29 protein-coding genes are annotated in these 25,392 nt (G+C 74.3%); 28 read left to right on the forward strand and 1 reads right to left on the reverse strand.

Features of this window, described 5'->3' with window-relative positions; genetic code table 11:
• The first annotated feature begins 73 nt into the window (after positions 1-73).
• The 15 genes from ACRYMN_RS03755 (at position 74) to ACRYMN_RS03825 (ending at position 13,445) form a co-directional block, all read left to right on the forward strand.
• Complete coding sequence (locus tag ACRYMN_RS03755; protein WP_432492119.1) at positions 74-2,587, forward strand: AMP-binding protein; 2,514 nt, start codon at positions 74-76, stop codon at positions 2,585-2,587.
• Between the two features lie 189 nt (positions 2,588-2,776).
• A complete protein-coding gene (locus ACRYMN_RS03760; RefSeq protein WP_432492121.1) occupies positions 2,777-3,484 on the forward strand; it encodes an SAF domain-containing protein in 708 nt (235 codons plus the stop codon).
• Positions 3,485-3,487: 3 nt separating this feature from the next.
• The gene (locus tag ACRYMN_RS03765) at positions 3,488-4,270 is read left to right on the forward strand and encodes a hypothetical protein (RefSeq protein ID WP_432492123.1); all 783 of its coding nucleotides are present in this window, start codon (positions 3,488-3,490) and stop codon (positions 4,268-4,270) included.
• 107 nt (positions 4,271-4,377) lie between these two features.
• Positions 4,378-5,673 (forward strand): TadA family conjugal transfer-associated ATPase, encoded by a 1,296-nt coding sequence (locus tag ACRYMN_RS03770; protein WP_432492278.1) that lies wholly within the window; start codon positions 4,378-4,380, stop codon positions 5,671-5,673.
• Positions 5,670-6,077, forward strand: a complete 408-nt coding sequence (locus ACRYMN_RS03775; protein ID WP_432492125.1) for a hypothetical protein — start codon at positions 5,670-5,672, stop codon at positions 6,075-6,077. The genes ACRYMN_RS03770 and ACRYMN_RS03775 overlap by 4 nt, the downstream gene beginning before the upstream one ends.
• Before the next feature lie 87 nt (positions 6,078-6,164).
• Positions 6,165-6,908 carry a hypothetical protein gene (locus tag ACRYMN_RS03780; protein ID WP_432492126.1) on the forward strand — a complete coding sequence of 248 codons (744 nt, stop codon included), beginning with the start codon at positions 6,165-6,167 and terminating at the stop codon, positions 6,906-6,908.
• 46 nt (positions 6,909-6,954) lie between these two features.
• Positions 6,955-7,377, forward strand: coding sequence for a hypothetical protein (locus tag ACRYMN_RS03785; protein ID WP_432492128.1), 423 nt, complete (start codon positions 6,955-6,957; stop codon positions 7,375-7,377).
• 308 nt (positions 7,378-7,685) lie between these two features.
• A complete protein-coding gene (locus ACRYMN_RS03790) occupies positions 7,686-8,087 on the forward strand; it encodes a hypothetical protein (protein ID WP_432492130.1) in 402 nt (133 codons plus the stop codon).
• A gap of 343 nt (positions 8,088-8,430) precedes the next feature.
• A complete protein-coding gene (locus ACRYMN_RS03795; RefSeq protein WP_432492280.1) occupies positions 8,431-9,723 on the forward strand; it encodes an AAA family ATPase in 1,293 nt (430 codons plus the stop codon).
• The gene (locus ACRYMN_RS03800) at positions 9,720-9,989 is read left to right on the forward strand and encodes a WhiB family transcriptional regulator (protein ID WP_432492132.1); all 270 of its coding nucleotides are present in this window, start codon (positions 9,720-9,722) and stop codon (positions 9,987-9,989) included. The genes ACRYMN_RS03795 and ACRYMN_RS03800 overlap by 4 nt, the downstream gene beginning before the upstream one ends.
• Before the next feature lie 13 nt (positions 9,990-10,002).
• Positions 10,003-10,206, forward strand: coding sequence for a hypothetical protein (locus tag ACRYMN_RS03805; RefSeq protein ID WP_432492134.1), 204 nt, complete (start codon positions 10,003-10,005; stop codon positions 10,204-10,206).
• Between the two features lie 151 nt (positions 10,207-10,357).
• Positions 10,358-10,822 (forward strand): hypothetical protein, encoded by a 465-nt coding sequence (locus ACRYMN_RS03810; protein WP_432492136.1) that lies wholly within the window; start codon positions 10,358-10,360, stop codon positions 10,820-10,822.
• 166 nt (positions 10,823-10,988) lie between these two features.
• Positions 10,989-11,813: a phage major capsid protein gene (locus ACRYMN_RS03815; protein WP_432492138.1), complete on the forward strand. Its 825-nt coding sequence runs from the start codon at positions 10,989-10,991 to the stop codon at positions 11,811-11,813.
• 26 nt (positions 11,814-11,839) lie between these two features.
• Complete coding sequence (locus tag ACRYMN_RS03820; RefSeq protein ID WP_432492140.1) at positions 11,840-11,998, forward strand: hypothetical protein; 159 nt, start codon at positions 11,840-11,842, stop codon at positions 11,996-11,998.
• Positions 11,999-12,293: 295 nt separating this feature from the next.
• Entirely contained in the window at positions 12,294-13,445 is a 1,152-nt protein-coding gene (locus ACRYMN_RS03825) for an AlbA family DNA-binding domain-containing protein (RefSeq protein WP_432492282.1), read from the forward strand.
• A 201-nt stretch (positions 13,446-13,646) separates the two neighbouring features.
• On the opposite strand, the gene ACRYMN_RS03830 is transcribed toward ACRYMN_RS03825, so the two are convergent.
• Positions 13,647-15,092, reverse strand: a complete 1,446-nt coding sequence (locus ACRYMN_RS03830) for a recombinase family protein (RefSeq protein WP_432492142.1) — start codon at positions 15,090-15,092, stop codon at positions 13,647-13,649.
• 35 nt (positions 15,093-15,127) lie between these two features.
• On the opposite strand from ACRYMN_RS03830, the gene ACRYMN_RS03835 reads away from it, so the two are divergent.
• From ACRYMN_RS03835 to aroH, 13 genes are all read left to right on the forward strand, one after another.
• On the forward strand, positions 15,128-15,637 hold the full coding sequence (locus tag ACRYMN_RS03835) for a type II secretion system F family protein (protein WP_432492284.1): 510 nt from the start codon (positions 15,128-15,130) through the stop codon (positions 15,635-15,637).
• Positions 15,634-16,587 (forward strand): type II secretion system F family protein, encoded by a 954-nt coding sequence (locus ACRYMN_RS03840; protein WP_432492144.1) that lies wholly within the window; start codon positions 15,634-15,636, stop codon positions 16,585-16,587. The genes ACRYMN_RS03835 and ACRYMN_RS03840 overlap by 4 nt, the downstream gene beginning before the upstream one ends.
• Before the next feature lie 83 nt (positions 16,588-16,670).
• Positions 16,671-16,937: a hypothetical protein gene (locus tag ACRYMN_RS03845; protein WP_432492146.1), complete on the forward strand. Its 267-nt coding sequence runs from the start codon at positions 16,671-16,673 to the stop codon at positions 16,935-16,937.
• Positions 16,934-17,335 (forward strand): TadE family protein, encoded by a 402-nt coding sequence (locus ACRYMN_RS03850; RefSeq protein ID WP_432492148.1) that lies wholly within the window; start codon positions 16,934-16,936, stop codon positions 17,333-17,335. Before ACRYMN_RS03845 ends, ACRYMN_RS03850 begins: the two co-directional genes overlap by 4 nt.
• Positions 17,336-17,394: 59 nt before the next feature.
• Positions 17,395-17,775, forward strand: a complete 381-nt coding sequence (locus tag ACRYMN_RS03855; RefSeq protein WP_432492150.1) for a TadE/TadG family type IV pilus assembly protein — start codon at positions 17,395-17,397, stop codon at positions 17,773-17,775.
• Entirely contained in the window at positions 17,772-18,272 is a 501-nt protein-coding gene (locus tag ACRYMN_RS03860) for a pilus assembly protein TadG-related protein (RefSeq protein WP_432492152.1), read from the forward strand. Before ACRYMN_RS03855 ends, ACRYMN_RS03860 begins: the two co-directional genes overlap by 4 nt.
• The gene (locus tag ACRYMN_RS03865; protein ID WP_432492154.1) at positions 18,269-18,907 is read left to right on the forward strand and encodes a hypothetical protein; all 639 of its coding nucleotides are present in this window, start codon (positions 18,269-18,271) and stop codon (positions 18,905-18,907) included. Before ACRYMN_RS03860 ends, ACRYMN_RS03865 begins: the two co-directional genes overlap by 4 nt.
• Before the next feature lie 44 nt (positions 18,908-18,951).
• Positions 18,952-20,142 carry a hypothetical protein gene (locus ACRYMN_RS03870; protein ID WP_432492156.1) on the forward strand — a complete coding sequence of 397 codons (1,191 nt, stop codon included), beginning with the start codon at positions 18,952-18,954 and terminating at the stop codon, positions 20,140-20,142.
• Between the two features lie 78 nt (positions 20,143-20,220).
• Positions 20,221-22,191, forward strand: coding sequence for a LysM peptidoglycan-binding domain-containing protein (locus ACRYMN_RS03875; protein ID WP_432492158.1), 1,971 nt, complete (start codon positions 20,221-20,223; stop codon positions 22,189-22,191).
• Between the two features lie 99 nt (positions 22,192-22,290).
• Positions 22,291-23,163 carry a segregation and condensation protein A gene (locus tag ACRYMN_RS03880; protein WP_432492160.1) on the forward strand — a complete coding sequence of 291 codons (873 nt, stop codon included), beginning with the start codon at positions 22,291-22,293 and terminating at the stop codon, positions 23,161-23,163.
• The gene (gene scpB, locus ACRYMN_RS03885; RefSeq protein ID WP_432492162.1) at positions 23,160-23,999 is read left to right on the forward strand and encodes an SMC-Scp complex subunit ScpB; all 840 of its coding nucleotides are present in this window, start codon (positions 23,160-23,162) and stop codon (positions 23,997-23,999) included. The genes ACRYMN_RS03880 and scpB overlap by 4 nt, the downstream gene beginning before the upstream one ends.
• A complete protein-coding gene (locus ACRYMN_RS03890) occupies positions 23,996-24,976 on the forward strand; it encodes a pseudouridine synthase (RefSeq protein WP_432492164.1) in 981 nt (326 codons plus the stop codon). The genes scpB and ACRYMN_RS03890 overlap by 4 nt, the downstream gene beginning before the upstream one ends.
• Before the next feature lie 50 nt (positions 24,977-25,026).
• Entirely contained in the window at positions 25,027-25,389 is a 363-nt protein-coding gene (gene aroH / locus ACRYMN_RS03895) for a chorismate mutase (protein ID WP_432492166.1), read from the forward strand.
• Positions 25,390-25,392 lie beyond the last annotated feature (3 nt).

The following is a 25,392-nucleotide window of genomic DNA, read 5'->3' on the forward strand; positions in this document are numbered from 1 at the left end:
GCGGGAGAGGTTGTGCGAGACGGGAAGTAGCTGGGTGATCGCGTCGCTGTCGGAGGGGCACGCTTCGGGGACGTTGCTGCCCCGCATCGTGGAGGTCGCGCTCGACGCCGAGCAGCGGGTGCTGGTCGCCGACGCCGAGCACCGCCTGACCGGTGCGGACCTGCTGCGCCGCGCCGCCCGCGTGCGTGCCGCCGTCCTGGCCGAGGGCGTCGCCGGCCGCCCGGTCGCCGTGCTGCGCGGTCACGACGTCGGTGCCGTGGCCGCCGTGGTCGGGGTGATCGCCAGCGGCAGCCCCGTCGTCGTGCTCGACCCGGCCACCCCGTCGGCGCGGCTGCGGCACTACGCGCGCTCCGCCGGGGCGACGGTCTGCGTCAGCGACGCCCAGCGCGCCGCCACGGCCGCCGAGGTGTGCACCACGGTGCTGGACCCGGACGCCGGCCCTGGGCCTGCCGGCGACGACCACCGCGTGGCCGCCGAGCACCTGCTGGCCACCGCGGCGAGCCCGCGGGACCCCGCCGTCGTCGTCTACACCTCCGGCTCCACGGGCGCGCCCAAGGGGGTCGGCTGCGACCACCGCTCGGTCCTGCACGACGCCTGGGTGAACTCCGTGGGCACCGGCTGCTACGGCCCCGGCGACGTCGTCGCCCACCTGCTGCCCCTCGGGTTCAGCGCCGGCATCGGTGCGACCCTCGCCTGCCTGCTCGTCGGCGCCCGCCAGGAGCTGTTCGACCCGCGCCGGCGCTCGGTGACCGAGCTGCCCGCCTGGGTGCGCGAGGTCGGCGTGGACGTCCTGCACGCCTCCCCGGCGATCCTGCGCGGTGCGCTCGCCGCGCTGGGCCCCGGTCAGCGCCTGGACGGCCTGGTCAGCGTCACGACGGCGGGCGAGGCGCTCCACGAGGCGGACCTGCGGGCCCTGCGCGCCGCCCTGGACCCCGGCTGCGTCCTGCGCAACCGCTACGGCTCCACGGAGACCTGGCTCACGGCCGAGTTCCGCCTGGACCCCGGCGAGGAGTCCCCGCGGGGCGTCACGCCCGTCGGGTGGGCGGTGCCCGGCGCGCGGTTCGAGGTGGTCGGCGAGGACGGCGAGCGGCGCGCGCACGGCACCGGCCGCGTCGTGGTGACCTCGCCGTGGCTGACGAACCGCTACTGGGAGGCGCCCGAGCGCACCGCCGAGGTGTTCACGGACAACGCCGACGGCACCCGCTCGTTCCTGACCAGCGACGTCGGCGTCCTCGGCGAGGACGGCTGCCTGCGCCTGCTGGGCCGCGTCGACCACAGCGTGAAGGTGCGCGGGCTGCTCGTGGAGCCCGGCGAGGTCGAGGCGGTGCTGTTCGCCCGGCCCGACGTGCGCGAGGCGGTGGTGGTGGGGCGCCCCGGCCCGCGCACCGGCCGCACGGCGCTGGTCGCCTACGTCGTGCCCGCCGGCGAGCGCCTGCAGGCCTCGGCCGTGCGCGCCGCCGTGCGCGAGCACCTGCCCTCCCACATGGTCCCCGAGCACGTGGTGCTCCTGGAGGCGCTGCCGCGCACCGAGCGCGGCAAGCTGGACCGCTCCGCGCTGCCCGAGCCGGTCGTCTCCCGGGCCCCCTTCCAGGCGCCGCGCTTCAGCTGGGAGGACGTCGTCTACGAGCAGTTCGCCGCGGTCCTGGAGCTGGAGACCCTCAGCATCCACGACGACTTCTTCGACCTGGGCGGCGACTCGCTGGCCGCCGCGGCGCTGGTCGAGCGGATGAGCGACCTCGTGGAGAACCCGCGCACCTCGGTGACGACGTCGCTGCTGGCGTCGGCGCCCACGGTGGCCCTGTTCGCCACGGCGACGCGCCGCACGGTGCGCAACGAGCGCCCCACCCTGGTGCCGCTGCGCCGGGCGCCGAGCGGGCGCCCCCTCTTCCTCGTCGCCGGGGCCGGCAGCGCGGCGATCGCCCTGCGCACCCTGGCGCAGCGGCTGCACCACGACGGGCCGGTGCACGGCCTGCAGGCCAACGGCCTGGAGAACCGCGCCCTGCCCGACTGGTCGCTGCGCCGCATCGCCCGCCGGCACCTGGCCACGATCCGGGAGCTGCAGCCGACCGGCCCCTACCTGATCGGCGGGCACTCCGTGGGCGGGCTCATCGCCCTGGAGGTCGCCCACCGGCTGCGTGCCGCCGGTGAGGAGGTCGAGCTGCTCGCCGTCCTGGACTCCTTCCCGCCGGACCCCGCCAGCATGCCCGAGCGCAGGTTCGCGTCCCGGCGCGCGCACCTGCTCGGCAACCTCTCCATCGCGCTGACGGGCGTCGTCCCGCACCGCGGCGTGGGCCACTACTGGCGGTTCTGGCAGCAGGGCAACCTGATCCAGCGGTACTACTCGGCGCCGCCGTACGGGGGGCGCACCCTGGTCGTCGTCTCCGAGGACGACGGGGACGCGCACCTGCGGCGCCGCTGGGACGGGCACCTGAGCGGGCAGTGGTCGATGGTGCACGTGCCCGGCGCGCACATGTCGATGCTGCGCGACCCCTTCGTGGACCGGGTCGCCGAGCATGTCTCGGCCGCCCTGCACGCCGCGGCCGCGCAGCGCACCGCGCACCGCGGCTGCTCCGCCGCGTCGGCCTGAACCCCCACCCCACCGCGTCGCGCCTAACCCGCGGGGGCTCCGGCGGGCTCGAGCGGGGCTCGCGCGCCCGCGCCCGTCACCCCTCGTGCCGGCGCCGTGCGCAGGACGGGTGAAGCCGCTGCTCCGCCCGGAGTAGCCGGTCGCACGCGGTGACGGTCGCCCCGCCCGGCGCGTGCGAGCGTCGGTGGCATGCCCCCCACCGCAGCTCCGCCCCGCGCCGCCGCGCCCGGTAGCGCCCCGGTCGCCCCCGCCCGCCGCGTGCCGGCCCCGGTGCGCGAGCGCCGCCCGGCCCTGCTGGCCCTGGGCCTGGTGCTCGTCGTCGGCGGCGCGCTGGGCAGCGCGCTCGTCGTGCACCGCAGCGGCGACCGCGTCGACGTGCTCGTCGCCCGCCACGACATCGCCCCCGGCGAGCTCGTCGAGGCCGAGGACCTGCGGGTGGCGCGCGTGGCCGCCGAGGGCGCCGCCGTGGTGCCCGCCGCCGCGCTGGGCAACTTCGTCGGCACCTACGCGACCACGCGCGTGCCGGCCGACACCCTCGTCAACCGCACGATGTTCCTCGCCGGCGGTGCCGTGCCCGCGGACGCCGCCGTCGTGGGGGTGGTCCTCGCGCCCGAGCAGCGCCCCAGCCAGGCGCTGCGCTCGGGGGACGTGGTGCGCGCCTTCCTCGTCGCCGCCGACGGCGGCGCGACGGTCACCGGCGAGCCGGCGGGCACGGTGCTGCTGGAGGCGGCGCGCGTCGTCGCGGCCGGCACCGGCGCCACCGGCTCGGACGCCGTCTCCCTGCTGGTGCCCGCGCAGCGCTCCGCGGACGTCGTCGCCGCGGCGGCCGCCGGTCAGGTGGCCGTGGCCCGGGTGGCCGACGGCACCCGCCCCGACGTCGACCTGGCGCGGGGCTGAGCCGTGGCGATCGTCTCCTTCCTCTCGGCGAAGGGCTCGCCGGGGGCGACCACGGCCGCCCTGCTGAGCGCCGCGCTGTGGCCGCGCGAGGTCCTCGTGCTGGACGCCGACCCCGCCGGCGGTGACGTCGCCGCGCGCCTGCCCGGTGCCGACGGCGGCGTGCTGGACGCCGAGCAGGGCCTGCTGGGGCTGCTGACCTCCGCGCGCCGCGGCCTGGGCGCGCAGCAGCTGCTCGCCGGCGCGCAGCCCGCCGCCGGGGGCACCGCCGTCGTGTGCGGGCTGACCCGCCCCGAGCAGGCCGGCGCGGCCGCGGGCAGCTGGCCCGCGCTGACGGACGCCGCCGCCGCCCTGGGCACCGCCGGCACGGACGTCGTCGTCGACGCCGGGCGCGTGACCACCGAGCCGGTGCACCTGCCGCTGCTGCGCGGCTCCGACGTGGTCGTCCTCGTCCTGCGCGACGACGTCGCCTCCGTGCTGCACGCGCGCGAGCGCCTGGCGGCGCTGGGCACCTCGCTGCGCCGCGCCGACGGGCTGCTGCCGCGCACCGGGGTGCTCGTGGTCTGCGACGCCCGCCGCGGCGACGGCGACCAGGCCGCCGGGGTGCTGCGCGGGGTGGGCGCGTGGGTGGAGGACTTCGGCCGCCTGCCGCTGGACCCCGCCGGTGCGCGCGTCTTCGACGGCGCGCGCACCGCCCGCCCCGAGCGCACCGCGCTGGTGCGCGCCGGGCGCACCGTCGTGGCCGCCCTGGTGGCCGCGGCCGGCGGCGGGCAGCGGAGGGCCGCGTGAGCGCGGTGCCGCCCGGCGCGGCCGGGCACGTGCCCGCCCCCCGGCACGGCGGGCCCGCCGCGGCCGGCCGGGTCGGCGGGCCCGGCGGTGGCGGCGTCGACCACGACCTGGTGCGCCGGCTGCGCGCGCAGGTGGCGGACCGCCTCTCGTCGCAGCGCCGGCGCGACGACGCCGCCGGGCGCGCGCCGATGTCCAGCGCCGACGAGCGGCAGTTCGCGCGCTCGCTGGTGGTGCAGGTGCTGGAGGACCACGCCCGCGCCGAGGTGGGCGCCGGGCGCCCGCCGCTGACGCCGGCGGCGGAGGAGGCGGTGGCCGCGGCCATCGGCGCCGCGCTCTTCGGCGTCGGGCGCCTGCAGCCGCTGCTGGAGGACCCCGACGTGGAGAACGTCGACGTCAACGGCTTCGACCGCGTCTTCGTCAGCTACGCCGACGGCCGCGAGGAGCTGCACGAGCCGGTCGCCGACTCCGACGAGGACCTCGTGGAACTCGTGCAGGTGCTCGCCGCGAACGTCGGGCTGACCAGCCGGCCGTTCGACGCGGCGAACCCGCAGCTGGACCTGCGCCTGCCGGACGGCTCGCGGCTGTCGGCGGTGATGGGCGTGTGCCAGCGCCCCGCGCTGAGCATCCGGCGCGCGCGCCTGGCCCGCGCGACCCTGGCCGACCTGGTCGCGGCGGGGTCGATGACCGAGGACCTGGCGGCGTTCCTGCGCGCCGCCGTGCGCGCCCGCAAGAACATCATGATCGCCGGTTCGACGAACTCGGGGAAGACGACGCTGCTGCGCGCGCTGGCCGCCGAGATCGGCCCGCACGAGCGGCTCATCACCGTCGAGCGGGCCCTGGAGCTGGGGCTGGAGCAGGACGCGCTGGCGCACCCGAACGCGGTCGCGTTCGAGGAGCGGCTGCCGAACTCCGAGGGCGTCGGCGGGATCGGGATGGCGGAGCTGGTGCGCCGCTCGCTGCGCATGAACCCCAGCCGGGTCATCGTCGGGGAGGTCCTCGGCGACGAGATCGTCACGATGCTCAACGCGATGAGCCAGGGCAACGACGGCTCGCTCTCCACGATCCACGCGAACTCCTCCGCGGAGGTGTTCAACCGCATCGCCACGTACGCGCTGCAGGCCGAGGAGCACCTGCCCGTGGAGGCCAGCCACATGCTCGTCGCCGGGGCGGTGGACTTCGTGGTGTTCCTCGACAAGCAGAACACGTACCACGACGGCGGTGGCCTGCGGCGCGTCGTGGCCAGCGTGCGCGAGGTCACCGGTGTGGACGGGCGGGTGCTGTCCTCGGAGGTGTTCGCCGCGGGCGCCGACGGCGTGGCGCGCGCGCACGCGCCGGTGCAGCGCGCCTCCGACCTGGCCGCGGCCGGCTGGTCGGCGCCGGTGCTGGAGAGGTGGGGCGCGTGAGCGCCGCCGTCGACGGCGCGCTGCTCGCGGCGCTGCCGCCGGAGGTGCTCGCCGCGCTGAGCGCCGGTGCCGCCGGTGGCGGGGTGCTCGCCGTGGCCGCCGGGCTGAGCGGGCGCCCCGCCGGGGCGCCGGGCCGGCCGGCGCTGCTGCGCCGCGCCCCGCAGCTCAGCCGCCGGGTGCTGCTGAGCGCCGGTGCCGGCGTCCTCGCCCTGGTGCTGACCCGCTGGCTGGTGGCCGCGCTCGGCGTCGGCCTGCTCGTGGCGTGCTGGGGCAGGCTCTTCGGCGCCGGCGCGGAGGCCGGGCGCGGCATCGCCCGCCTGGAGGCGCTGGCGACGTGGACGGAGTCGCTGCGCGACACCATCGCCGGCGCGGTCGGCCTGGAGCAGGCCACCCCCGTTCAGTAACACTTCTAGGCACAAGGCGGCCCCCGCTGAAGGTGCAACTTCAGTCGAGGGCCTTGATCCCCAACCTGTGCGACCAGGAGCGGACCCATGTCCAAGCGTTCCACGTTCAACGTCATCAAGGCCATCTCCACGCGGGCCACCTCGCCGATCAAGCGCCGGTTCACCGCTGCACCCACTTGGCGCGACGGCTACAAGGCAGCGATCGGGGACCTGCGTGCTGCCGGCGTGTCGATCCCCTCGGCGGCCTCGACGTACGCCGCGGCGACCACGCCCGCCAAGGTCGGCAAGCCCCAGCGAGGCGGGCGCCGTCCGTCCTGGGACCTCAATGACGAGCCTGACCTGTACTTCGCCGAAGAGCACGTCATCTCCGCCACCGCCCGCCGGTTGGCCTATGACCGCGGCTTCGTGGTGCCCACCGTGCGCGTGCAGACTTTTCAGAACGCGGAGGAGGCGTCAGCCTGCATCGGTGTCCGCGTCAGCGTTGACGAAGACGAGCTCGGCTTGGACCTGACCCGGCGTGAGGGCGTCCAGCTCGTGCTGGCGCTGCAGCGGGCCTTGGCGACCGCTGACGGTCAGGACTACACCGTCGACCTCGACGACGCAGCGGTCATCAAGTCCGCCGAGGTGGGTGGACCGCACAGCGCCGGTGACATCCTGCAGATGATCCGTTCCGGCGAGTTGCGCGCAGCCGAGCAAGGCGGGGACTACGCCATCAAGGGCTCCGACCTGCGTGAGCATCTCCGTCAGGTGCGCGCTCAGCTCGACAAGTACGTCGCGGCTGACCTGGCCGCCTTCCGGGCGCGGGGTAACCTCACCGCGGACGCTGGATGAGCACCGCCGAGCCGAGCTCAGTGCAGTCAAGGTCATTGGGGGAGGCATGAGCGCACCTCGCTCGAGTGCAGAGATCGTCGCCCTGTGGCAGCTCGTCAAAGAGCACAAGCAGCTTAACGATCAGCTCTTGGCCGAGTGGCGGTGCGGGGCTCACCGATGCCTGCTCGCCCAGGTCTTCGAGGCCCAAGGTCAGCGCCTGATGGTCTTCACGGGCTACACCTTGTCTCCAGTCATCAATGAGTCGACCTCATCGGACTCGGCTCGAGCCAAGAACACACGTGACGGGGACAAGAAGTGGCGGTCTCGCGGGCTCGTCCTCGATGAGGAAGTCGCATTCGCCACCGGCTTGCAGAACGTCGGCTATGCCGTCAACTGCAGGCATATCTTGCAGAAGGTGCTGACCATCACGGAGATCCGTCGCGCCTTGACCGGGACACTTCCGGGAAAGGCGCGACGCCTCGCTCTGTAGTGCCCTCTGCTATCGTCTACAGCATCGGATGCCCGTGCTAGACAGCACGAACCCTGAAGTGGCGGATCAGGCGACCTTAGGATCGCCATGCCCGCCAGAAGTCAGGAGATGCGTTCGCGCATCGCGAAGACGGCAGCCGTCTCCCGCTGGTCACCCGCAGAGGCAGCCACCGCACGACGTGACCTCCGCGCACTCCGCGCCGAGGAGTACATCTCTGCCCTCGTAGCCCAGGCCCCGCCGCTCACCGCCGAGCAGCGAGATCGCCTCGTGCTGCTACTCCGTCCTGCCAACGACAGGGGTGCAGTCGCGTGACCGCACGCAGAACGGCGGCCTGCGTCCCCACGCAGACCGCCGCCACCGTCCAGAACCCCAGCCACGAAGTCCTCACCAACAACCTTACCGCGAGCGGGCGCAGCAGGGCGGCAGCGAACGCCGACCCGTTCTGGTGGCAGCCGGCGACCATGGCCCTGCAGACCCTCGCGGCTGCCGAACACACCTTCAACACTGACAGTCTGCGCGAGCTGGGGATCTGCGAGCCGGATGTTCCCCAACGTTGGGCCGCCCTGTTCTCGGTCGCCCAGGCCAGGGGAACCATCGAGTGTGTCGGCGCCAGCGTCATGGTTCGCCCGGATGGCACCACGACTGCCTGCCGCATGTGGAGGGGAACCGCAACTCATCGCCATTCTACCAAGGCGGGTGGTGCCCTGTGAACTTGGAGCGGCGAGAGCGGGACTGGCTAGACGGGTGGGCCGCCCGCCAACATGAAGTGGATGACGCTTACTGGCGCGGCGTTCTCGACGCTCAGCGCGCTCACAGTCACAAGTGGCAAGCCATAGCCGAGCGTCTCAGCGCCATCTCCCAGTGCCCGCCGGCGGATGTCCTCGCCGAACTTCGTGCACAGCCCGAACGTGCCCAGGCAATCCGTGAGTTCTGGACACTCACTGGCCTTCGGGACCCTCGTCCGCCGGCACCCCAGGTGGATCCCGCGCTCAAAGCCGCGTTCATCGACCGGTGCATGGCGTCATGGAGAACTCCTCGCGAGGACGCCGCGTGATGGACGAGGAGTTTAACGCCTCATGGGTCGCTGAAGACATCTCCGCCATCCTCGACGGCACTCACGCACCGGTCATCCCTACTCGGTGGCCGCGCGCCGATGGACAATGCCTGCTGTACCCCGCCCGCGTCCACGCCATCATGGGCGAGTCCGAGTCGGGCAAGTCCCTCGTCATGCAAGCTGCAGCGGTCACCACCATGCACAGCGGCGGGCGTGTGGTGTACGTCGACTACGAGTCCAACGCCGGCACGGTTGTAGGTCGCATGCTCAGCATGGGTGCCAGCAGCGACGAGCTGCGCCAGCAGTTCCGCTACATCCGTCCCGAGCGTGATCCCGGCTCAGACGTGGAGCGGACAGCGTTCCGTGCGCTGCTGGACGTCAGCGTGGACCTCATCGTGATCGACGGCGTTACCGAAGCCCTCGCCACGATGGGGCTGGCCACGAACTCCAACGACGACGTCACCCTTTGGTCGCGGATGGTCCCCAAGCGCCTCGCGGAGGCCACCGGTGCCGCGGTCGTCCTCGTCGACCACGTCACGAAGTCGAGCGAGAACCGTGGCCGCTTCGCCATCGGCGCACAGGCCAAGATGGCGACGCTCAGCGGTGCGTCCTACTCCCTGGAGGTGCGTGAGCCCATCGGACGCGGGATGCGTGGCTCCCTGCGACTGTGGATTGGCAAGGACCGCGAGGGCGCCATTCGCCCCACCTGCGGTCGATGGGTCGCCGAGTCCCGCACGCAGCACGCCGCCACCATCATCGTCGACTCGACCGGTGACTCCATCGACGTGCAAGTCCTGGCCCCTGAGGACGGGCAGGGAAGTGCAACCTTCCGGCCCACGCACCTCATGGAACGCATCTCCATGGCTCTCGAGACTGCTCCCGAGCCTCTGTCCGCAAATGCGTTGGTGAAGGAGTCCACCTACGTCCCGGGCAAGCGCGAGGCGAAGGCGGCTGCCCTCAAGCTCCTGGTCGCTGAGGGGTACGTCGCCACCCAGGCCGGCAGCCGCAACGCGACGCTGCACACGTCCACCAAGCCCTTCCGGGAGGGGTTGGATTCGGGCCCCGGTCAGGGGGGCTCTTCAAGCCATCGGAGCGTCCGGGACCGGGGCCCCTTAAGAGAGGGGGCCCCGGGCCCCAGTCAGACGCACCTTATCCGCACCGGGGCGGGCCCCAGTCGGGCCCCAGTGGGCCCCGGTGCCCCAGTCGCTAGATGTGCCACCTGCAGGGAGCCCATGACCGCCGTCGAACCACACCAGTCCACACACCCCGCCTGCACCCAGGAGGCAGCGTGAGCCACAAGCCCAGCCAGGCTGACACCGAGTACCGCACACTGCAGGACGCACTCGACGACCTTGACCAGCTCACGCCGTGCCAGCAGGAGCCTGAGCTGTGGTTCTCCGACGACAGGGCTGAGCGGGCGCGGGCCGCGGACGCCTGTCTCGACTGCCCTCTCTTCGGCCCGTGTGGCGCCTACGCGGATGCCGCTCGCGAACGCTTCGGCACCTGGGCTGGTATCGACCGCCAAGCCCCACTCGCCAACCGCCGCAACGCGGCCTGAGATAGGAGCAGCCATGACCGACGAGCACACCAACGGCATGTGGGACCACCTCACGCCCGACCTGCGAAACAAGCTGCTCGCCGCCAACGGACACGTCGTCAACGTCAGCACCGACGAGTTGCGCGAGGACATCGACGGCTTGCCGCTTTCCGTTGAGCGTGTCGACCACGGCCCCGCCACGCTGCACGTCCCCGGCCTCGACCACGACGATTCCTGACCCCAGGGGCGGGATCCTTCCCCCGCCCACTCCTAGACAGCCGCCACCGTCTAGAAATATCCCCCCGCAGTCCCAGTCCACGGGGGCGCCCAGCCCCGTCAGCGCGTATCCCCCCGCCCGCGTCATGCCACACACCCGATCGGAGCCCGTGATGAGTGAGCACATCGAGCAGGACAACCCCGAGGTCGTCGAGGCTGACACCATCCCCGCGGAGCCTCAGGAGCCGCACGAGGACGGCGCCCTGTCCAGCGCCCGCCGGGAGGCTGGCGGTTACCGGGCGCGGCTGCGCGAGGCTGAGGCCGAGCGGGACCGTCTGCAGCAGCAGTTGGACGCCTACCGCCTCCGCGACGCGGAGGCGATCGCCACCACCGCGCGGGAGGGGTGGTTGACGTTGCGGCACGGCCCGGACCTGTGGGCTGACGGCGTTGGCCTGGCGGACGTAGTGGACGACTCCGGTGCGGTCGACGAGGAGCGGGTGGTGCAGGCGGTGACGCGCCTGGTGCAGGACCGCCCGCACTGGCAGGCCCGCCCCAGCGGGGACATCGGCCAGGGCCGGCGCGGCGTGGACGTCTCCGGGGGCGCCGGCTGGCAGGACGTCATCCGCGCCCGTTCCTGACGGGCTCGAGGGTTTCGCCGTAGAATGATCGTGATGAGGTGGTGTCCCGTCGCGCGGGACCTGGAGTCCGGCAACGGGACACCCCCTCGCCCCAGGAGGGCAGCGCTGGTCGCGGCAGGACCGCGGCGCATTTCACTTCCTCGCTGCTCTTGAAAGGGGCTCCACCATGGTCATGCTGAACCGTCAGCCGATCTCCACCGAGGACATCGGTCCTCTTGTCATCCAGCCCGTCACCGCCGGCTCGATCGCGTTCGAGACGTCCACCACCGTGACGACTTCCGGGTTCACCTTCCGGGTGCCGCTGGTGACCGACGACCCCACCGCCGCGTGGGTCGCCGAGGGGCAGGACATCCCCGTCTCCGACGCCGACCTCGACGAGCTCACCATCACCCCGCGCAAGGTCGCCGGGCTGACGATCATCTCGCGTGAGCTGGCCGACGACTCCTCGCCCGCCGCCGCTGCGGTCGTCGGTGAGGGCCTGGCGCGCGACATCGCCCGCAGGGTCGACCAGGCGTGGTTCGCCGCTCTGCCGGCGCCGGCACCGTCGGGGCTGGCCGCGCTCAGCGGCATCCAGACCGTCACCGCCACCGGGGGCTTCACCAACCTCGACGCCTTCGCCGAGGCCGTCTCCAAGGCCGAGCAGGTCGGCGCGCAGGTCACCAGCTTCGTCACCCACCCCAGCACCGCCCTGGCGCTGGCGAAGATCAAGACCGCGGACGGCTCCCCGGTGCCGCTGCTGGGGCAGGACCCCACCGCCGCCGGGCAGCGCCGGATCCTGGGTGTGGAGCTGCGGACGTCCCCGGCGGTGGCCGCCGGCACCGTCTGGGGCTACGACCGCTCGCGCGTGTGGACGGTCCTGCGCGATGACGTCACCCTCGACGTGGACCGCTCGCGCTACTTCGAGTCCGACCGGGTCGCCATCCGCGCCACCATGCGCGTCGGTTTCGCCTTCGGGCACCCGCAGTCGGTCGTCAAGGTCGTCACCGCCTGATGGGCGCGCAGACGACGAGCGTGGTCGTGACCGAGGGCTACGCCGTGCACGTCGACGGCGTCCAGCACACCGGCGGTGCCGAGGTGCACGTCGACCACGACACCGCTCAGCGGTGGATCCGGCACGGCTGGGTCAGCCTCGTGCCGGCCAAGACCAGCCGTTCCCGCGCTCGCAAGGAGCAGTGACGGCTTCGGCGTCAACCTCACCGCAGGGCGTGTCGTTGAAGGCGCTCGAGGCGGACTGGATGGTCGGCGAGGTCACCTAACCGAAGACCCGACCAGCGCCGACGAGAAGCCCTAGAGCGTCTGCTCTAGGGCTTCTCGTCTTACGCGTGTCGCTTGGTGTGGTTCGTCGGTGCCTCAGACTACGGTCGAAGCCATGTATGTGCCACCGAGTGGTCAGCTCGAGCGTTGGGTGCCCCGCAGCGAAGGCGACATCCTTGCTGGCATTGAGCGAGGACTTCTCGCAGAAACCCATTACATGGACATCAAGCGTGAGGTGGAGGCAACTTCTAGGGGGCGTAAGGAACTGGCTCGCGATATCGCCAGTTTTGCTATCGACGGGGGTACCCTCCTCATTGGCATTGAGGAGGACAAGGAGAACCGCACATGGATTCCAGCCCCTCAGCAGTTAGATGGGCTTGGCGAGCGGGTCGAACAGATCGCTACTAGCCAGATTGATCCACCGGTGTATGTGTCCTGCGTTGACCTTCCGAGCGGTGCGGACGAGCGAACCGGGTACCTCGTCATCACGATCGCTCAGTCTGGCCAGTCTCCTCACATGGTGGATGGAATCTATTACGGCAGGGGGGACCGTACTCGAAGCAGACTTTCGGATGCTGAGGTTGTGCGGTTTCACGCACGTCGGCATTCTGCAGGTCGCTTGACAGAGGCGGCCCTCGAAGAAGAGGAGCTGCGTGACCCGGTTTTGCTGCACGAGCGCAAGTTCGGGCATTTGCATGCAGTTGCCCACCCAGTTCTAGGGCGCCCTGGAATGGGCCGCGAACTTCTGACCAGTCAGAACGGCCTCTTCTCTAGAGTCCTCGCGGGTGATGCGCTAGTTCCAGCGATGGTGCGCGATTGGAGTCCCACTTTAAGGTACGCGTCGAACTTCGCGCCTCGAGCCCAGGGATGCTCAATGCATTCCGGCGTTCTTTCCGGTCCTGGTCGCACTATGGATCCCGAATACGGTTATGGTGATCCTGAAGGCGGATTGCTGGACATTGAGTTCAGGGAGGACGGGGGAATTCGACTCCTGGTCGGTCGTCTTGTGCAGATGAGGGGACACGATGGTGACCATAGCGGTACCAGGGTGGCCGCTGATGGATTGGCGATTGCATACGCTTTTCGACTACTGGCGTGGTCTAGAGACATTGCTCAAGCGACGGAGTATTACGGGCCGTGGGCGTTTGGGGTGAGGATCGGTGGATTGCGCGGAGCGCTAAGTTCGAGAGTTGTCGACGACTTTACGGCGCGAGCAACCACTTACGACGCTGAGACATACCAGGAAACCACTGAGTCGTCTCGAGATGAGATGACTGCTAGTCCCGGCCTGGTGGTGGGTCGGCTGATTGGCCGGCTTCTTCGAGGGCTTGGGTCCCAGGAGTATTGGCGCGCAGAAATGTCCTCATGAGGTTCGGTTCCGCGCATCCTGAGGCCGATCGCATCTTCACGCTCGAAGAAACTCGCAGCTACCCGCGCCAGACTTGCCCCTTGTGTGGGCAGCAGAGTGAGTGGTGGACGTGGTGGCGATCGCCTGCAGACGGTGGCTGGCGGCTCTCGGTCGGGCGCTGCTCGAACTGTGACCCGTACCTGTGAGGTAGGGCGCCAGTCATCACTGACGCCACTCGATCTGCACAGACGATGGATCGAATACGGACTGTCCTGCCTGCCATCCCGAGGGGCGGCCTCGATGCTGCGGAAGGATGGTCACAGTGACAAGCGTGCCGATGATGGCGCGCAGCCGATCGAGTGATGCGGCGGCAGTCTCTCGGTCCTCGTCTCGTGCGATAGCGACGAGACTGGCGAACGCTTGTGCTGGACGGCCAGCGTCGATGATGCCGGCCAAAGCTGTGCCTGCGGCTTGGGCTGCTAGGTGGCGCTCGTGCTTGTCGATCACCTGTTGAGCGAGTGCCGTCCCAGCGGTGAAGGCCGCCAAGGGGAGGCGTCCGGCGCCGAATTCCTCGGCGAGATGCGTCATGCGCTCCCGTGCGGCAAGAGCCGCCGCCTCGGTGCTTGCCTCCCCAGCAGGGCTGGCGGGCTTGGCGAGGAGTGCCGACACATCAGGTTCTCGCAGCCGCTTCTCCACCACGGCTAGGACGATGTCGTCTACCGGCTCCATGCGGCGGGAGAGGTGGTGTTGAGCGCGGCAGCGGTACCGCAAATCACCACCAGTTGCGGTGCCAGCAGTCATCGTTGTGCCATCCGCGCAGCGCCCGCACAAGTACAGGCCAGAGCCAAGGTGGCGCCGGGACGGGCTGGGATTCGTACGCCGTGCGGGATCGAGGAGCAGTGTGCTGACTGCTCGCCATTCGTCCTCAGGCACGATGCTTGGCCATCCACTGCTGACACCGGCGAGGATCGTCCCGCGGTGCACCACGAGGCCAGCATTGCGTGCGCGGGAGACCACCCGGCGCAGCTCCGTTGCGCTCCAGCGACCGCCAGTTGTGGTCTTGATGCCGGATGCATTGGCCTCCCGCGTCAACGAGGCGACAGACACGCCAGCCAGGATCGACGTCGTCCAGTGCTGCAAGGCACGCGCTTCTTCCTCGACGACTGTCCCGTCCGTCTGCCAGCCGAAGGGTCGGGGCCCGCCCAGCCACTCACCCGCGGCAGCCCGCTGCTCCTTGGCTCGTCGTTGCCTTTCGATGCCGACCTCAACTTCATACCGGGCGTAGGAACCAAGCTGCCGGGCGAAGAGGCGACCCGAAGGCGTGGACAGATCGAGTTCTCCGGCGGTCACTGTGTGGGTGGTCACGTCGTGCGCTTCGCAAATGTCCACGAAGGTCTCTAGCTCACGCGGGGAGCGATGCAGTCGGTCGGTATGCCAGACAACTACCGCATTGGCACGCCCGGCCTGGAGGTCGTCAAGGAGAGCGCGGTAGCCAGGGCGGGGCTTACCGCTGTACGCGGACAGGTCGTTGTCGACGTAGACGGCGACGACCTCCCAGCCCAACCGCTTCGCTAGGGCTCGGCAGTCGTCCTCTTGGCGCGTCACGCCGAGTCCGCCGCCGGCGCGGTCCTTGCTGATCCGGCAGTACACGGCGGCGCGTCTCTTCATTCTTAAAGTGTCCCACGCCAGGGCTTGACCAGGCCATCCCGGCCACCGCGAGCACGTCCGCCCCGGTGCTGCGCCCGTCGCTGAATCTGCTGGTGGACAGGCTGCGGATCCGCGAACCCCTGCCCGAGGCGCTGCTGCGCTTCGCCGACGACGTCGACGACCCCAGCGCGGACGTGGTGTGCGCCGCGCTGGTGCTCAACGCCCGGCTGCGCGGGCCGGGCCTGCGCGACGTGCTCACCGCCCTGGCCGCCTCGACACGCGAGGAGCTGGACGTGCGCCGGCGCATCGACGCCAGCAGGCGCAGCATCCGCCGCAGCGTGCAGATCGTCCTGCTGGTCGTGCTCGGCGTCATGGGGCTGCTGGCGGTGTTCAACCGCCCCTACGTGGCGCCGTACTCCTCCGTGGGCGGGCAGCTCGCGCTGCTCGTCGTCGGCGCGGTGCTGCTCGCCGGCCTGCTGTGGCTGCGCCGCCTGGCGCGCGTGGAGACGCACGAGCGGTTCCTCGTCACCCCGGCCCCGGCTCCGGCCGCGGCGGTGGCGCGGTGACCCCCGCGCTGCTCGGCGGTGCCGCCTGCGGTGCCGGCCTGCTGCTCGTACTGGCGGTGCTGCTGCCGGCGCGCCCCTCGCTGGCGGTGCAGGTCGCCCGCCACGACGGGCTGCGCAGGTCCTCGCGGCGCCGGCTGCTCAGCGCCGCCGAGGCCGCCGCCTCCGCGGCGCCCGAACGCGGCGTGCCGGGGTTGTCCGCCGCCACCGGCCGCCTGGTGCACGCGCTGGGCGACCGGCTGGAGGTGCTCAGCGCCGAGCGCGGCTGGCGGCTGCGGCGCACCCGCGCCGACCTGGCGGTGCTCGGCCGCGGCACGGGGGAGTTCCTGGCCACCAAGGTGGTCGCCGGTCTCGTGCTGCTGCTGCTGGCGCCGGTGTGCTGGGCGGTGCTGCGCACCTGCGGCGTCCCGCTGCCGGCGGGCGCCCCCCTGCTGCCGGCCCTGCTGCTGGGCGGTCTTGGTCTCGCCGTGCCCGACCTGGCGCTGCGCGCCGACGCCGCCCGGCGCCGCCGCGACTTCCGCCGCGTCGTGGGGGTGTTCTGCGACCTGGTGGCGATGAACCTCGCCGGCGGGCGCGGCCTGCCCGAGGCGCTGCTCAGCTCCGCCTCCGTCAGCGACTACTGGGCGCTGGTGCGCATCCGGCAGGCGCTGGCGAACGCCCGGCTGCTCGGGGAGAACCCCTGGGACGCGCTGGGCGCGCTGGGCGAGGAGCTGGCCGTCGCCGAGCTCACCGACCTGGCCGGCGCCCTGGTGCTCGCCGCCGACGACGGGGCGAAGATCCGCGCCTCGCTGGCCGCGCGCGCGGCCACGGTGCGCCGGCGCGACATGGCGGACGTGGAGGGCGAGGCGGGGGAGAAGTCGCAGTCCATGCTCGTCGCACAGCTGCTGCTGTGCACCGCGTTCATGGTGTTCCTCGCCTTCCCCGCCGTCTCGAACCTGCTGGGCCGCTCGTGAGGCCCCGCGCGCACCACCACCGCGGCACCGCTGCGGGCCAGGGCCCGCGCCGCACCACCGACGACCACCTCCCGGAGGAACCCGTGACCCACGACCGCCGCCCCTCCACCCGCGCGCTGCGCGCCCTCGCGGCCCGCGCCCGCCGCGCCGCCGCCGGCGGCCGCGACGCCGGCGCCTCGGCGCTGGAGTGGGCGATCATCGCCGCCGTCGTGGTGGTGGCCGCCTCCGTCATCGGCGGCGTGGTGTTCAACGTCGTCAAGACCAAGGGCGCGGACCTGGCCGAGTGCGCCGGCGTCGCCGTGGGCGAGGCGTGCGCCGGCGGGGTCGCCCCCGTCGGCACCGGGTCGTGAACCCCCGCGACCGGGGTTCCGCCGCGCTGGAGACGGCGTTCGTCGCGCCGGTGTTCCTGCTGCTGGTGTTCTTCGCGATCCAGGTCGGCCTGTGGGCCCACGGGCGCTCGATCGCGCTGGAGGCGGCGCGCGAGGGCGTCGCCCAGCTGCGCCTGTTCCCCGACCAGCAGTCCGCCGACGCCGGGCAGCCCGCCGTCGAGGAGCACGTGCGCCGCTTCGCCTGGACCCTGGGCCGCGAGTCGCTGCTGCAACCGCGGGTGCGCACCGAGTGGCGCCCCGACGCCGAGCGCGTCGCCGTGGAGGTCTCCGGCCGCGTCGTCAGCCTGGTGCCCGGCCTGGAGCTGACCACCACGCAGCGCGCGGTGGGCACCGTGGAGCGGTTCCGGGGGGCGCGGTGAAACCCGCCGGGACCCCCTCCCGCGCGCCCGTGCGAACTTCCGGCGGCGACCGCGGCAGCGTGGCGCTGGAGTTCACGCTCGTCGCCCCGGCGCTGCTGCTGCTCGTCGCGCTGCTGCTCGCGTGCGCGCGCGCCACGCAGGTCTCCGCGACCCTGGACGCCGGCGTGCGCGACGCCGCCCGCACCGCCACCCAGGCGCGCTCGGCCGAGGACGCCACCGCCCGCGCCCGGGAGGTCATCGCCACCGCGCTGGGACCGGGCGAGTGCGCCGCCTCGCTGGTCGTCGAGCCCGTCGAGCGGTTCGAGCCCGGCGCGGCCGTGACCGTCCGCGCCCGCTGCACGTACCCCCTGGCCGACCTGGGCCTGCCGGGCGTGCCCGGCGGGGTGGGCGTGCGCTCGTCGTTCTCCAGCCCCCTCGACCCCAACCGGGAGGTGTCGTGACCGCCTGCTCGTCCCACCCGCCCCGCCGGTCCCGCCGGCGCGCCGGCGCCGACGACGGCTCGCTGGCCCCGGCGGTGCCCGTGCTGGCCCTGGTGCTCCTGCTGCTCGCCGGCCTGGTGGTCGACGCCTCGCGCCAGCTGTCCGCGCGCGCCCGCGCCATCGCCTACGCCGAGGAGGCCGCCCGCGCCGGCGCGGCCGCCGTCGAGCTGGACGCGCCGGACCTGCGGCTGCTGCCGGAGCAGGAGGTGGCCGAGCGGGTGAACGCCTACTGCCGCGAGGCCGCCGCCTCCGGCGGGCCCGTCCTGGTCGGCGGGGACTGCTTCCGCGGGACCAGTTCAGAGGGCGACCCGCTCGGGCGCCGCATCGTCGTGCAGGCCCACGTGGAGGTCGTCGTGCCCGCGACGCTGCTCGGCATCGTCGGCGTGCGCGAGCTGCGCGCCGCCGGCGACGGGCGGGCCCGCCCGTTCGAGGGCACCGACGGGCAGGACGCCGCGTGAGCGCCGCGCGAGCGCGCCGCGCCGCGGTGCTGCTGCTGAGCGCTGCCCTGCTCACCGTCCCGTCCGCCTGCACCCGCGCCACGTCCGCGGTGGCGCCGCCTGCCGCGCCCTCCCCGCCCGCGGCGCAGGCGGGCACCGGCGCCGCGGCGGCCGCCCCCGCCGCGCAGCCGCCCGCCGCGCAGCCGCCCACCGAGGAGGCGGGCGCCGTCGGGGAGCCCGCCGCGGAGGACGCCGCCGTCGCGGTGCTGCACGACTACCTGCGCCAGCAGGCCCTGGCCGTCAACGCCCGGCAGAGCGACCCCGCCGCGCTGCCGGCGTTCACCGCAACCCTGACCCCCGCGGCGCGCGCGTGGGCGCTGCCGCTGCTGGCGGCGAACATCGGCGACGAGATGCCCGGGCCCTACCCGGTGGGCGTGCTCGGCAGCACGCGCACCCCGGACCGCGTCGAGCTCGCGCTGTGCCTGCAGGACCGCGGGTGGCAGGTCGACCGCGCCACCGGGCGCCCGCTGAACCCGCCGCACCGCTCGCGCGCCACCGCCGTGGTGGTGCGCGAGGGCGGGCGCTGGCTCGTCGACGACCTGACCGCCGCGGCCGAGGAGTGCCCGGCCGACCAGGTCAGGGAGGAAAGGTTCTGATGCCACCGGCCCGTCCGACCTGTCCGACCCGTCCCGCGCGCCGCGTGCGCGCGCTGCTCGCCGGCGCCGCGCTGCCGCTGCTCGCGCTGCTCGCCGGCGCCGCGCTGCCGCTGCTCGCTCTGCCCGTGGCGGCACCCGCGGCCGTCGCCGCCGAGGCCGGCGCCGCCCGCCCGGCCGCCGGCGCGCAGGGCACCGCCGGCTCCTGCCTGACGCGCGCCACCTCCGCCGGCCAGTACTCGATGCGCTGCGCGGGGACCGGGCGCGCGGCCAGGAGCTTCCTGGACCTGCTGCACGGTGCACCCCCGCCCACCTGCTGGTTGCTGGACCCGCGGGCAGGTGCGGCGGTGGCGCCCGCGCGCGGCGCCGTCGAGCGGGCGGAGACGACCGCCGTGCGCCTGCTGGCCGCCACCGCGACCCCGACGATCTCCCCGACGGCCCTGCCGACGGTTCCTCCGACGGTTTCCCCGACGGTTTCCCCGACGGTTTCCCCGACGCCCTCGGCGACCGCGTCGCCCACCGCGTCGCCGACCGCGTCGCCCACCACGTCGCCGACCGTCGCGCCGCCCGCGCCCGGACCGCCGCCGACCGCGCCGCCGCGCGAGTTCGAGCAGGTGACCCTCACGCCGGCGCCCGACCCGCGCAGCGGCGTGCCGTCGTGGGACCTGCGGTTCTCCCCGTCCACGGTGTTCGTCTCCGTGGACGACCCCCGGCGCTGCCCGTTGTGGAGCGAGCTGACCGCCGGTCAGCAGGCGTACGTGGAGCTCGCGCAGGAGCGGCGCGGGCAGATCCCCACCCTGGGGGTGCGCACGTCACCGTCCACGACGCCGCGCGTGGGGCAGACCGTGGCGTTCTCGCGCGGCTCCGAGGAGGAGCCGAAGGTCCTGGGCACCGGTTCGGTGCGCATGCGCGCCGTCGCGCGCGAGCTGGAGGTCGATCCCGGCGAACCCGGCAGCGCCCCGCTGCGGTGCGCGGGGGAGGGGACCCGCCTGGAACCCGGCGCCCGGGTGCGCACCGGGCCGGGCCTGTGCTCGCACGCCTACCGCCGCACCTCCGCCGGCAGCGACTTCCGCGGCACGCCGGGCAACGTCACCGTGCGCGCCCGCGAGACGTGGGACATCCAGGTCAGCGAGGACGCCGGCGCCACCTGGCGCCCCTTCCACGTCGCCGAGCTGGAGACGGCGACCGGCCTGCGCGTCACCGAGGTGCAGACCCTCGTGGTGCCCCTGACCCCCTGAACGACCACCGCACTGCACCCCCACCGCACCGGGCGCCGGAGAACGCGCCGGAGAACGCGCCGGAGAACACGAGGAGCCATGCCCGTCCCCACCCCGACCCCGGTCCGCCGCGCCCCGGCCCGGCTGCCGCGGCCCGAGCCGTCGCGCGGCGCGCGCCCGCTGGAGCTGCTGCGCGGCGCGGTCGCGGCGCTCGTCCTGCTCGCCGTGCTCGGCGGGGTCCCCGCGGCCCTGGTCCAGCTCGTCGGCAACCCGCTGCCCTCGACGGCGCCGACGCGCTCGTGGCTGGACGCGGAGCTGTCCGCGGCCGCCGTGCTCGACGTGCTCGCCGTCGTGCTGTGGCTGCTGTGGGCGCACTTCGCCGCGTGCGTGCTCGCCGAGCTGACCGCGTGGGCGCGCGGCGGGGCCCCCGCCCGGGTGCGCCTGGGCGGACCCGGGCACGTCCTGGCCCAGCGCCTGGTGGCCGCGGTGCTGCTGCTGGCGGCCGGGGCGGTGTGGGCGCCGCCGAGCACGGCGGTGCTGCCGGTGTCCGCTGCCCTCGCCGGCGGCACCGAGGCCGGTGCCGCGCGTCCGGCGGACCCCGCGGACCCCGCGGACCCGGCCGGCGCGCGGGTGCCGGCGGCACGGCCGGCGCCGTCCGGCGCCGCGGTGCTGCCCGGCGTGGACGCCGGCTGGGCTCCCGCCGCACCCGCCCCCGAGGTTCCCGCCGGGCCGGTCGGCTACGTCGTGCGGCCGCCGGACGGGCGCCACCACGACTGCCTGTGGGACATCGCCGAGCGCACGCTGGGCGACCCGCTGCGCTACCGGGAGATCTTCGAGCTGAACCGCGACCGGGTCCAGCCCGACGGGATCCGCCTCGTCGACGCCGACCTGGTGCGTCCCGGGTGGGTGCTGCTGCTGCCCGCCGACGCCACCGGCGACGTGCACGTCCCCCTGGTCCCCGCCGCAGCGCCCGCGCCCGCAGGGCCCGCGCCCGCAGCGCCCGCAGCGCCCGCAGCGCCCGCACCCGCGGACGCAGCACCTGCGACCGCGCCCGCGACCGCCCCGGCGGGAGAGGTGGACGCGGGCGCGCACGGCACGGCGTCGCGCGCCGCCGTCAGCGGCGGGCTGCTGCTGGCCGGCGTGCTCACCGCCGGCTCCGCGCGCCGGCGCGGCCCGACCGCGGCCGCGGTCGAGGAGGAGCTGCGGCGGGGGGCCGACCTCGCCGGTGCCCGCTTCCTCGACGTCGCCCTGCGCCAGCTCGCCGCGGCCCGGCGCGCCACCGGGCACCCGCTGCCGGAGGTGGTCGCCGCGCACCTGGGCGCCGACGAGCTCGTGCTGCACCTGGGCGCCACCCCGCCGCCGGGACCGGCCGCGCACCCGCCGGCGCCCTGGCGCGAACTGCCCGGCGGAGCGTGGCGGGTGCTGCGCGAGGACCTGCCCGACGGGGCGCCGGGGGCGCCGGGGGCGTCCGGCGACGTGCCCGCGCCGTACCCGGCGCTCGTCGACGTCGCCGCCGACGGCGAGCAGGCGCTGCTGCTGGACCTGGAGAGCGCCCCGGGCGTGGTCAGCGTCGGCGGCGACGCCGGCGTCGCGCGCGACGTCGTCACCTCCGTGGCGCTGGAGCTGGCGACGAACCGCTGGTCGGACGGCGTCGAGGTCCACCTCGTGGGTTTCGGCGACGAGCTGACCGTGCTGGCGCCGGGGAACCTGCGCGCCCGGCCCGCGCTGGCCGGGCTGCTGGAGGAGCTGGAGCGGCAGGCGCCCGTCCCGGGGGCGGACCTGCTCGCCGGGCGCCTGGCGCGCGGGGCCGACCGGCCGCGCCCGCGCGTGGTCGTGCTCTCCGGGCCGCCGTCGCCGCAGGACGCCGAGCGCGTGCACCGGCTGCTGTCCACCGGGCGCACCCCGCTGGCGGTGCTGTGCGTGGGCGACGTGCCCACGGGCGCGTGGCGCTTCTCGGTCGACGCGGCCGGCGACCTGGACCTCGGCGTCCTGGGGCTGCGCGGGCGCGCCCGGCGCGCCACCCCGCAGCAGTACCGCTCCTGGGTCGGGGCCCTCGCCCCGCTCGCCTGAAGCCCGCGCGTCCCGCCCCGTGGACGGCGCTCGGCACCCGCGCCGCCCGCCGCCCCCGAGCGGCGCGGGCGCCGCCGCCGGGTCGGTACGGTGGGCCCCGTGGCGCCTCCCTCCCCGACCCCGGTGCCCGCGGGCACCGGCGGCTTCGAGGTGCGGCTGGAGAACTTCGCGGGCCCCTTCGACCTGTTGCTCGGGCTCATCGCCAAGCACCGCCTCGACGTCACCGAGGTCTCCCTGGCCCGGGTGACCGACGACTTCATCGCCCACCTGCGCGCGGCCTCCGCCGGCGAGGGCGAGTGGGACCTGGACGAGGCCAGCGAGTTCCTCGTCGTGGCCGCCACGCTGCTGGACCTCAAGGCCGCCCGGTTGCTGCCGGCCGCGGACGTGGAGGACCCCGAGGACCTCGCGCTGCTGGAGGCGCGCGACCTGCTCTTCGCGCGGCTGCTGCAGTACCGCGCCTACAAGCAGGTCGCCGCGGTCCTCGGCGAGCGCATCGAGCGGGCCTCGCGGCGGGTGGCGCGCGCGGTGGCGGTCGAACCGCGCTTCGAGAAGCTGCTGCCCGAGCTGGTCCTGAGCGTCAGCCCCGAGCAGTTCGCCGCGATCGCCGCGCGCGCCCTGACCCCGAAGCCGGTGCCCGTGGTGGGCCTGGACCACCTGCACGCCAGCGCCGTCAGCGTGCGCGAGCAGGCCGCGCTCGTCGTGGAGCGCCTGCGCCGCGCCGGGCACCTGACGTTCGCCCAGATCGCCGCCGACGCCGGCGACGGGGAGCTGGGCACCCTGGTGGTGGTCGCCCGGTTCCTGGCGGTGCTGGAGCTGTTCCGCGAGAAGCGGGTGCGCCTGGAGCAGCCCGAGGCGCTGGGACCGCTGACGGTGCGCTGGGACCCCGCCGACGACGCCGCGAGCGCGGCGGCGGTGCTGGCGGGCGTCGACGAGTTCGAGGGCGCGGACACCGCGCCGGGGGGAGAGCGGTGAGCGAGCAGGTGCGCGGGGGGACCTCCGACGGGGTGCGCCCGGACGAGCCGGGGCGCCGGGTGCGCGCCGCGATCGAGGCGGTGCTCATGGTGGCCGACGAGCCGGTCGCCGCGCAGGCCCTGGCCCGCGCCACCGGTGAGTCCGCCGACGAGGTGGACCTGCTGCTGCGCGAGCTGGCGGGGGAGTACGACGAAGCCGGTCGCGGCTTCGAGCTGCGCGAGTCCGGCGGCGGGTGGCGGGTGTACTCGCGCGCCGAGCACGCCGACGTCGTCGAGGCGTTCCTGCTGGACGGGCAGACCGCGAAGCTGACGCAGGCCGCGCTGGAGACCCTGGCGATCGTCGCCTACCGCCAGCCGGTCAGCCGGGCGCGCGTCTCCGCGGTGCGCGGGGTCTCCGTCGACGGCGTCATGCGCACCCTGCTCACGCGCGGGCTGGTCACCGAGGCCGGGGTGGAGGCCACCAGCGGCGCGACGCTGTACCGCACCACCGAGGAGTTCCTGCAGCGCACCGGCCTGGGCTCGCTGGACGACCTGCCGCCGCTGGCGCCGTTCCTGCCCGAGGACGTCGACCCGGACGACCTCGGCCCGCGCGAGGTGCTCGCCCCCGAGCCCGGCGCCCTGCTCGCCGGCGCGGTGGCCGACGCGGTGGCCGACGAGCCGGTCGACGCGGTGGCCGACGAGCCGGTCGACGCGCTCGGGGCCGAGGCGGTCGGCGCCGCGGCCGGGGTGGGGGATGATGGTGGGGTGCGCGCGAGCGCCGCGGACGACGCGGCGCCGGCGGCCACGGCGCAGCCGCAGGCCCCCGCGACGCCCGACGACCAGGAGGAACCACGATGAGCCCCACCGCGCCCCGAGGGGGCGGCAGCCGCCGCCAGGGCGGCTCCGGAGGCCGGCCCGCCCAGGGCCGCGGCGGCCGGCCCGGCGCCGCCGGCAAGGGCGGCAAGGCGTTGGGTGCCAAGGGCGGCGGGCCCGGCGGGCGCTCCGGTGCCCGCGGCGCCGCGCGCCGGATGACCGACGACATCAAGCCCGCCCCCGCCCCGCCGCGCCGCGGGCCCGCCCCCGTCGCCCGCGGCGGCGACGTGCACGACCCCGAGGGCGTGCGCCTGCAGAAGTTCCTCGCCCAGGCCGGTGCCGGCTCGCGCCGCGCCTGCGAGGAGATGATCACCGCCGGGCGCGTGACCGTCGACGACCAGGTCGTCACCGAGCTGGGCGTGCGCATCGACCCCACCCGCCAGGTCGTGCACGTCGACGGCCTGCGCTTCTCCATCGACGACCAGCTCGTCTACATCATGGTGAACAAGCCCAAGGGCGTGGTCTCCACGATGTTCGACGAGCAGGACCGCCTCAACCTCGCCGACATGGTCGGCCCGCGCGAGGAGCGGCTCTTCCACGTGGGCCGCCTCGACCTGGACACCGAGGGCCTGATCCTGCTGACCAACGACGGCGCGCTCGCGCACCGCCTGCAGCACCCCTCCTTCGGCGTGCAGAAGACGTACCTGGCCGAGGTGCGCGGACCGGTCAAGCGCGAGCTGGGCCGCAACCTGCGCGCCGGCGTGGAGCTGGAGGACGGTCCCGTGGCGGTGGACTCCTTCCGCCTGGTGGACTCCAAGCCCGGCTACGCGCTGGTGGAGGTCGTCCTGCACGAGGGCCGCAAGCACGTGGTGCGCCGCCTGCTCGACGCCGAGGGCTACCCGGTGCTGAAGCTGGTGCGCACCCAGATGGGCCCGCTGGTGCTCGGCGACCTCAAGCCGGGCAGGAACCGCCGCCTCACGCGCGGCGAGGTGCAGCAGCTCATGGCGGCCGTGGGGCTGTGAACCCGCGGGCCGCGCTCGCCGCGGCCGGCGGCGTCGGTACGGTGAGCGCCGTGTCGGTGCGGGCGGTGCGGGGTGCGGTGCAGGTGGACGTCGACGAGCGCGAGGTCGTGCTCGCCGCGACGCGCGAGCTGGTCTCGGAGGTGATCCGCCTGAACGAGCTGTCCCTGGACGACTTCATCAGCGTGCTGTTCACCTGCACCGCGGACCTGACCAGCGAGTTCCCCGCCGTCGCCGCCCGTGAGCTGGGCATGGGCGACGTGCCGCTGATGTGCGCGCGCGAGCTGGAGGTGGACGGCTCCATGCCGCGCGTGATCCGCCTCATGGCGCACGTGGAGACCGCCCTGCCGCGCGCGCGGGTGCGCCACGTCTACCTCGGCGGCGCGCAGGCCCTGCGCCGCGACATCGCCCAGTAGGCC

The sequence above is a fragment of the Kineococcus gypseus genome (assembly GCF_050871305.1).
In the GTDB taxonomy this organism is placed as follows: domain Bacteria; phylum Actinomycetota; class Actinomycetes; order Actinomycetales; family Kineococcaceae; genus Kineococcus; species Kineococcus gypseus.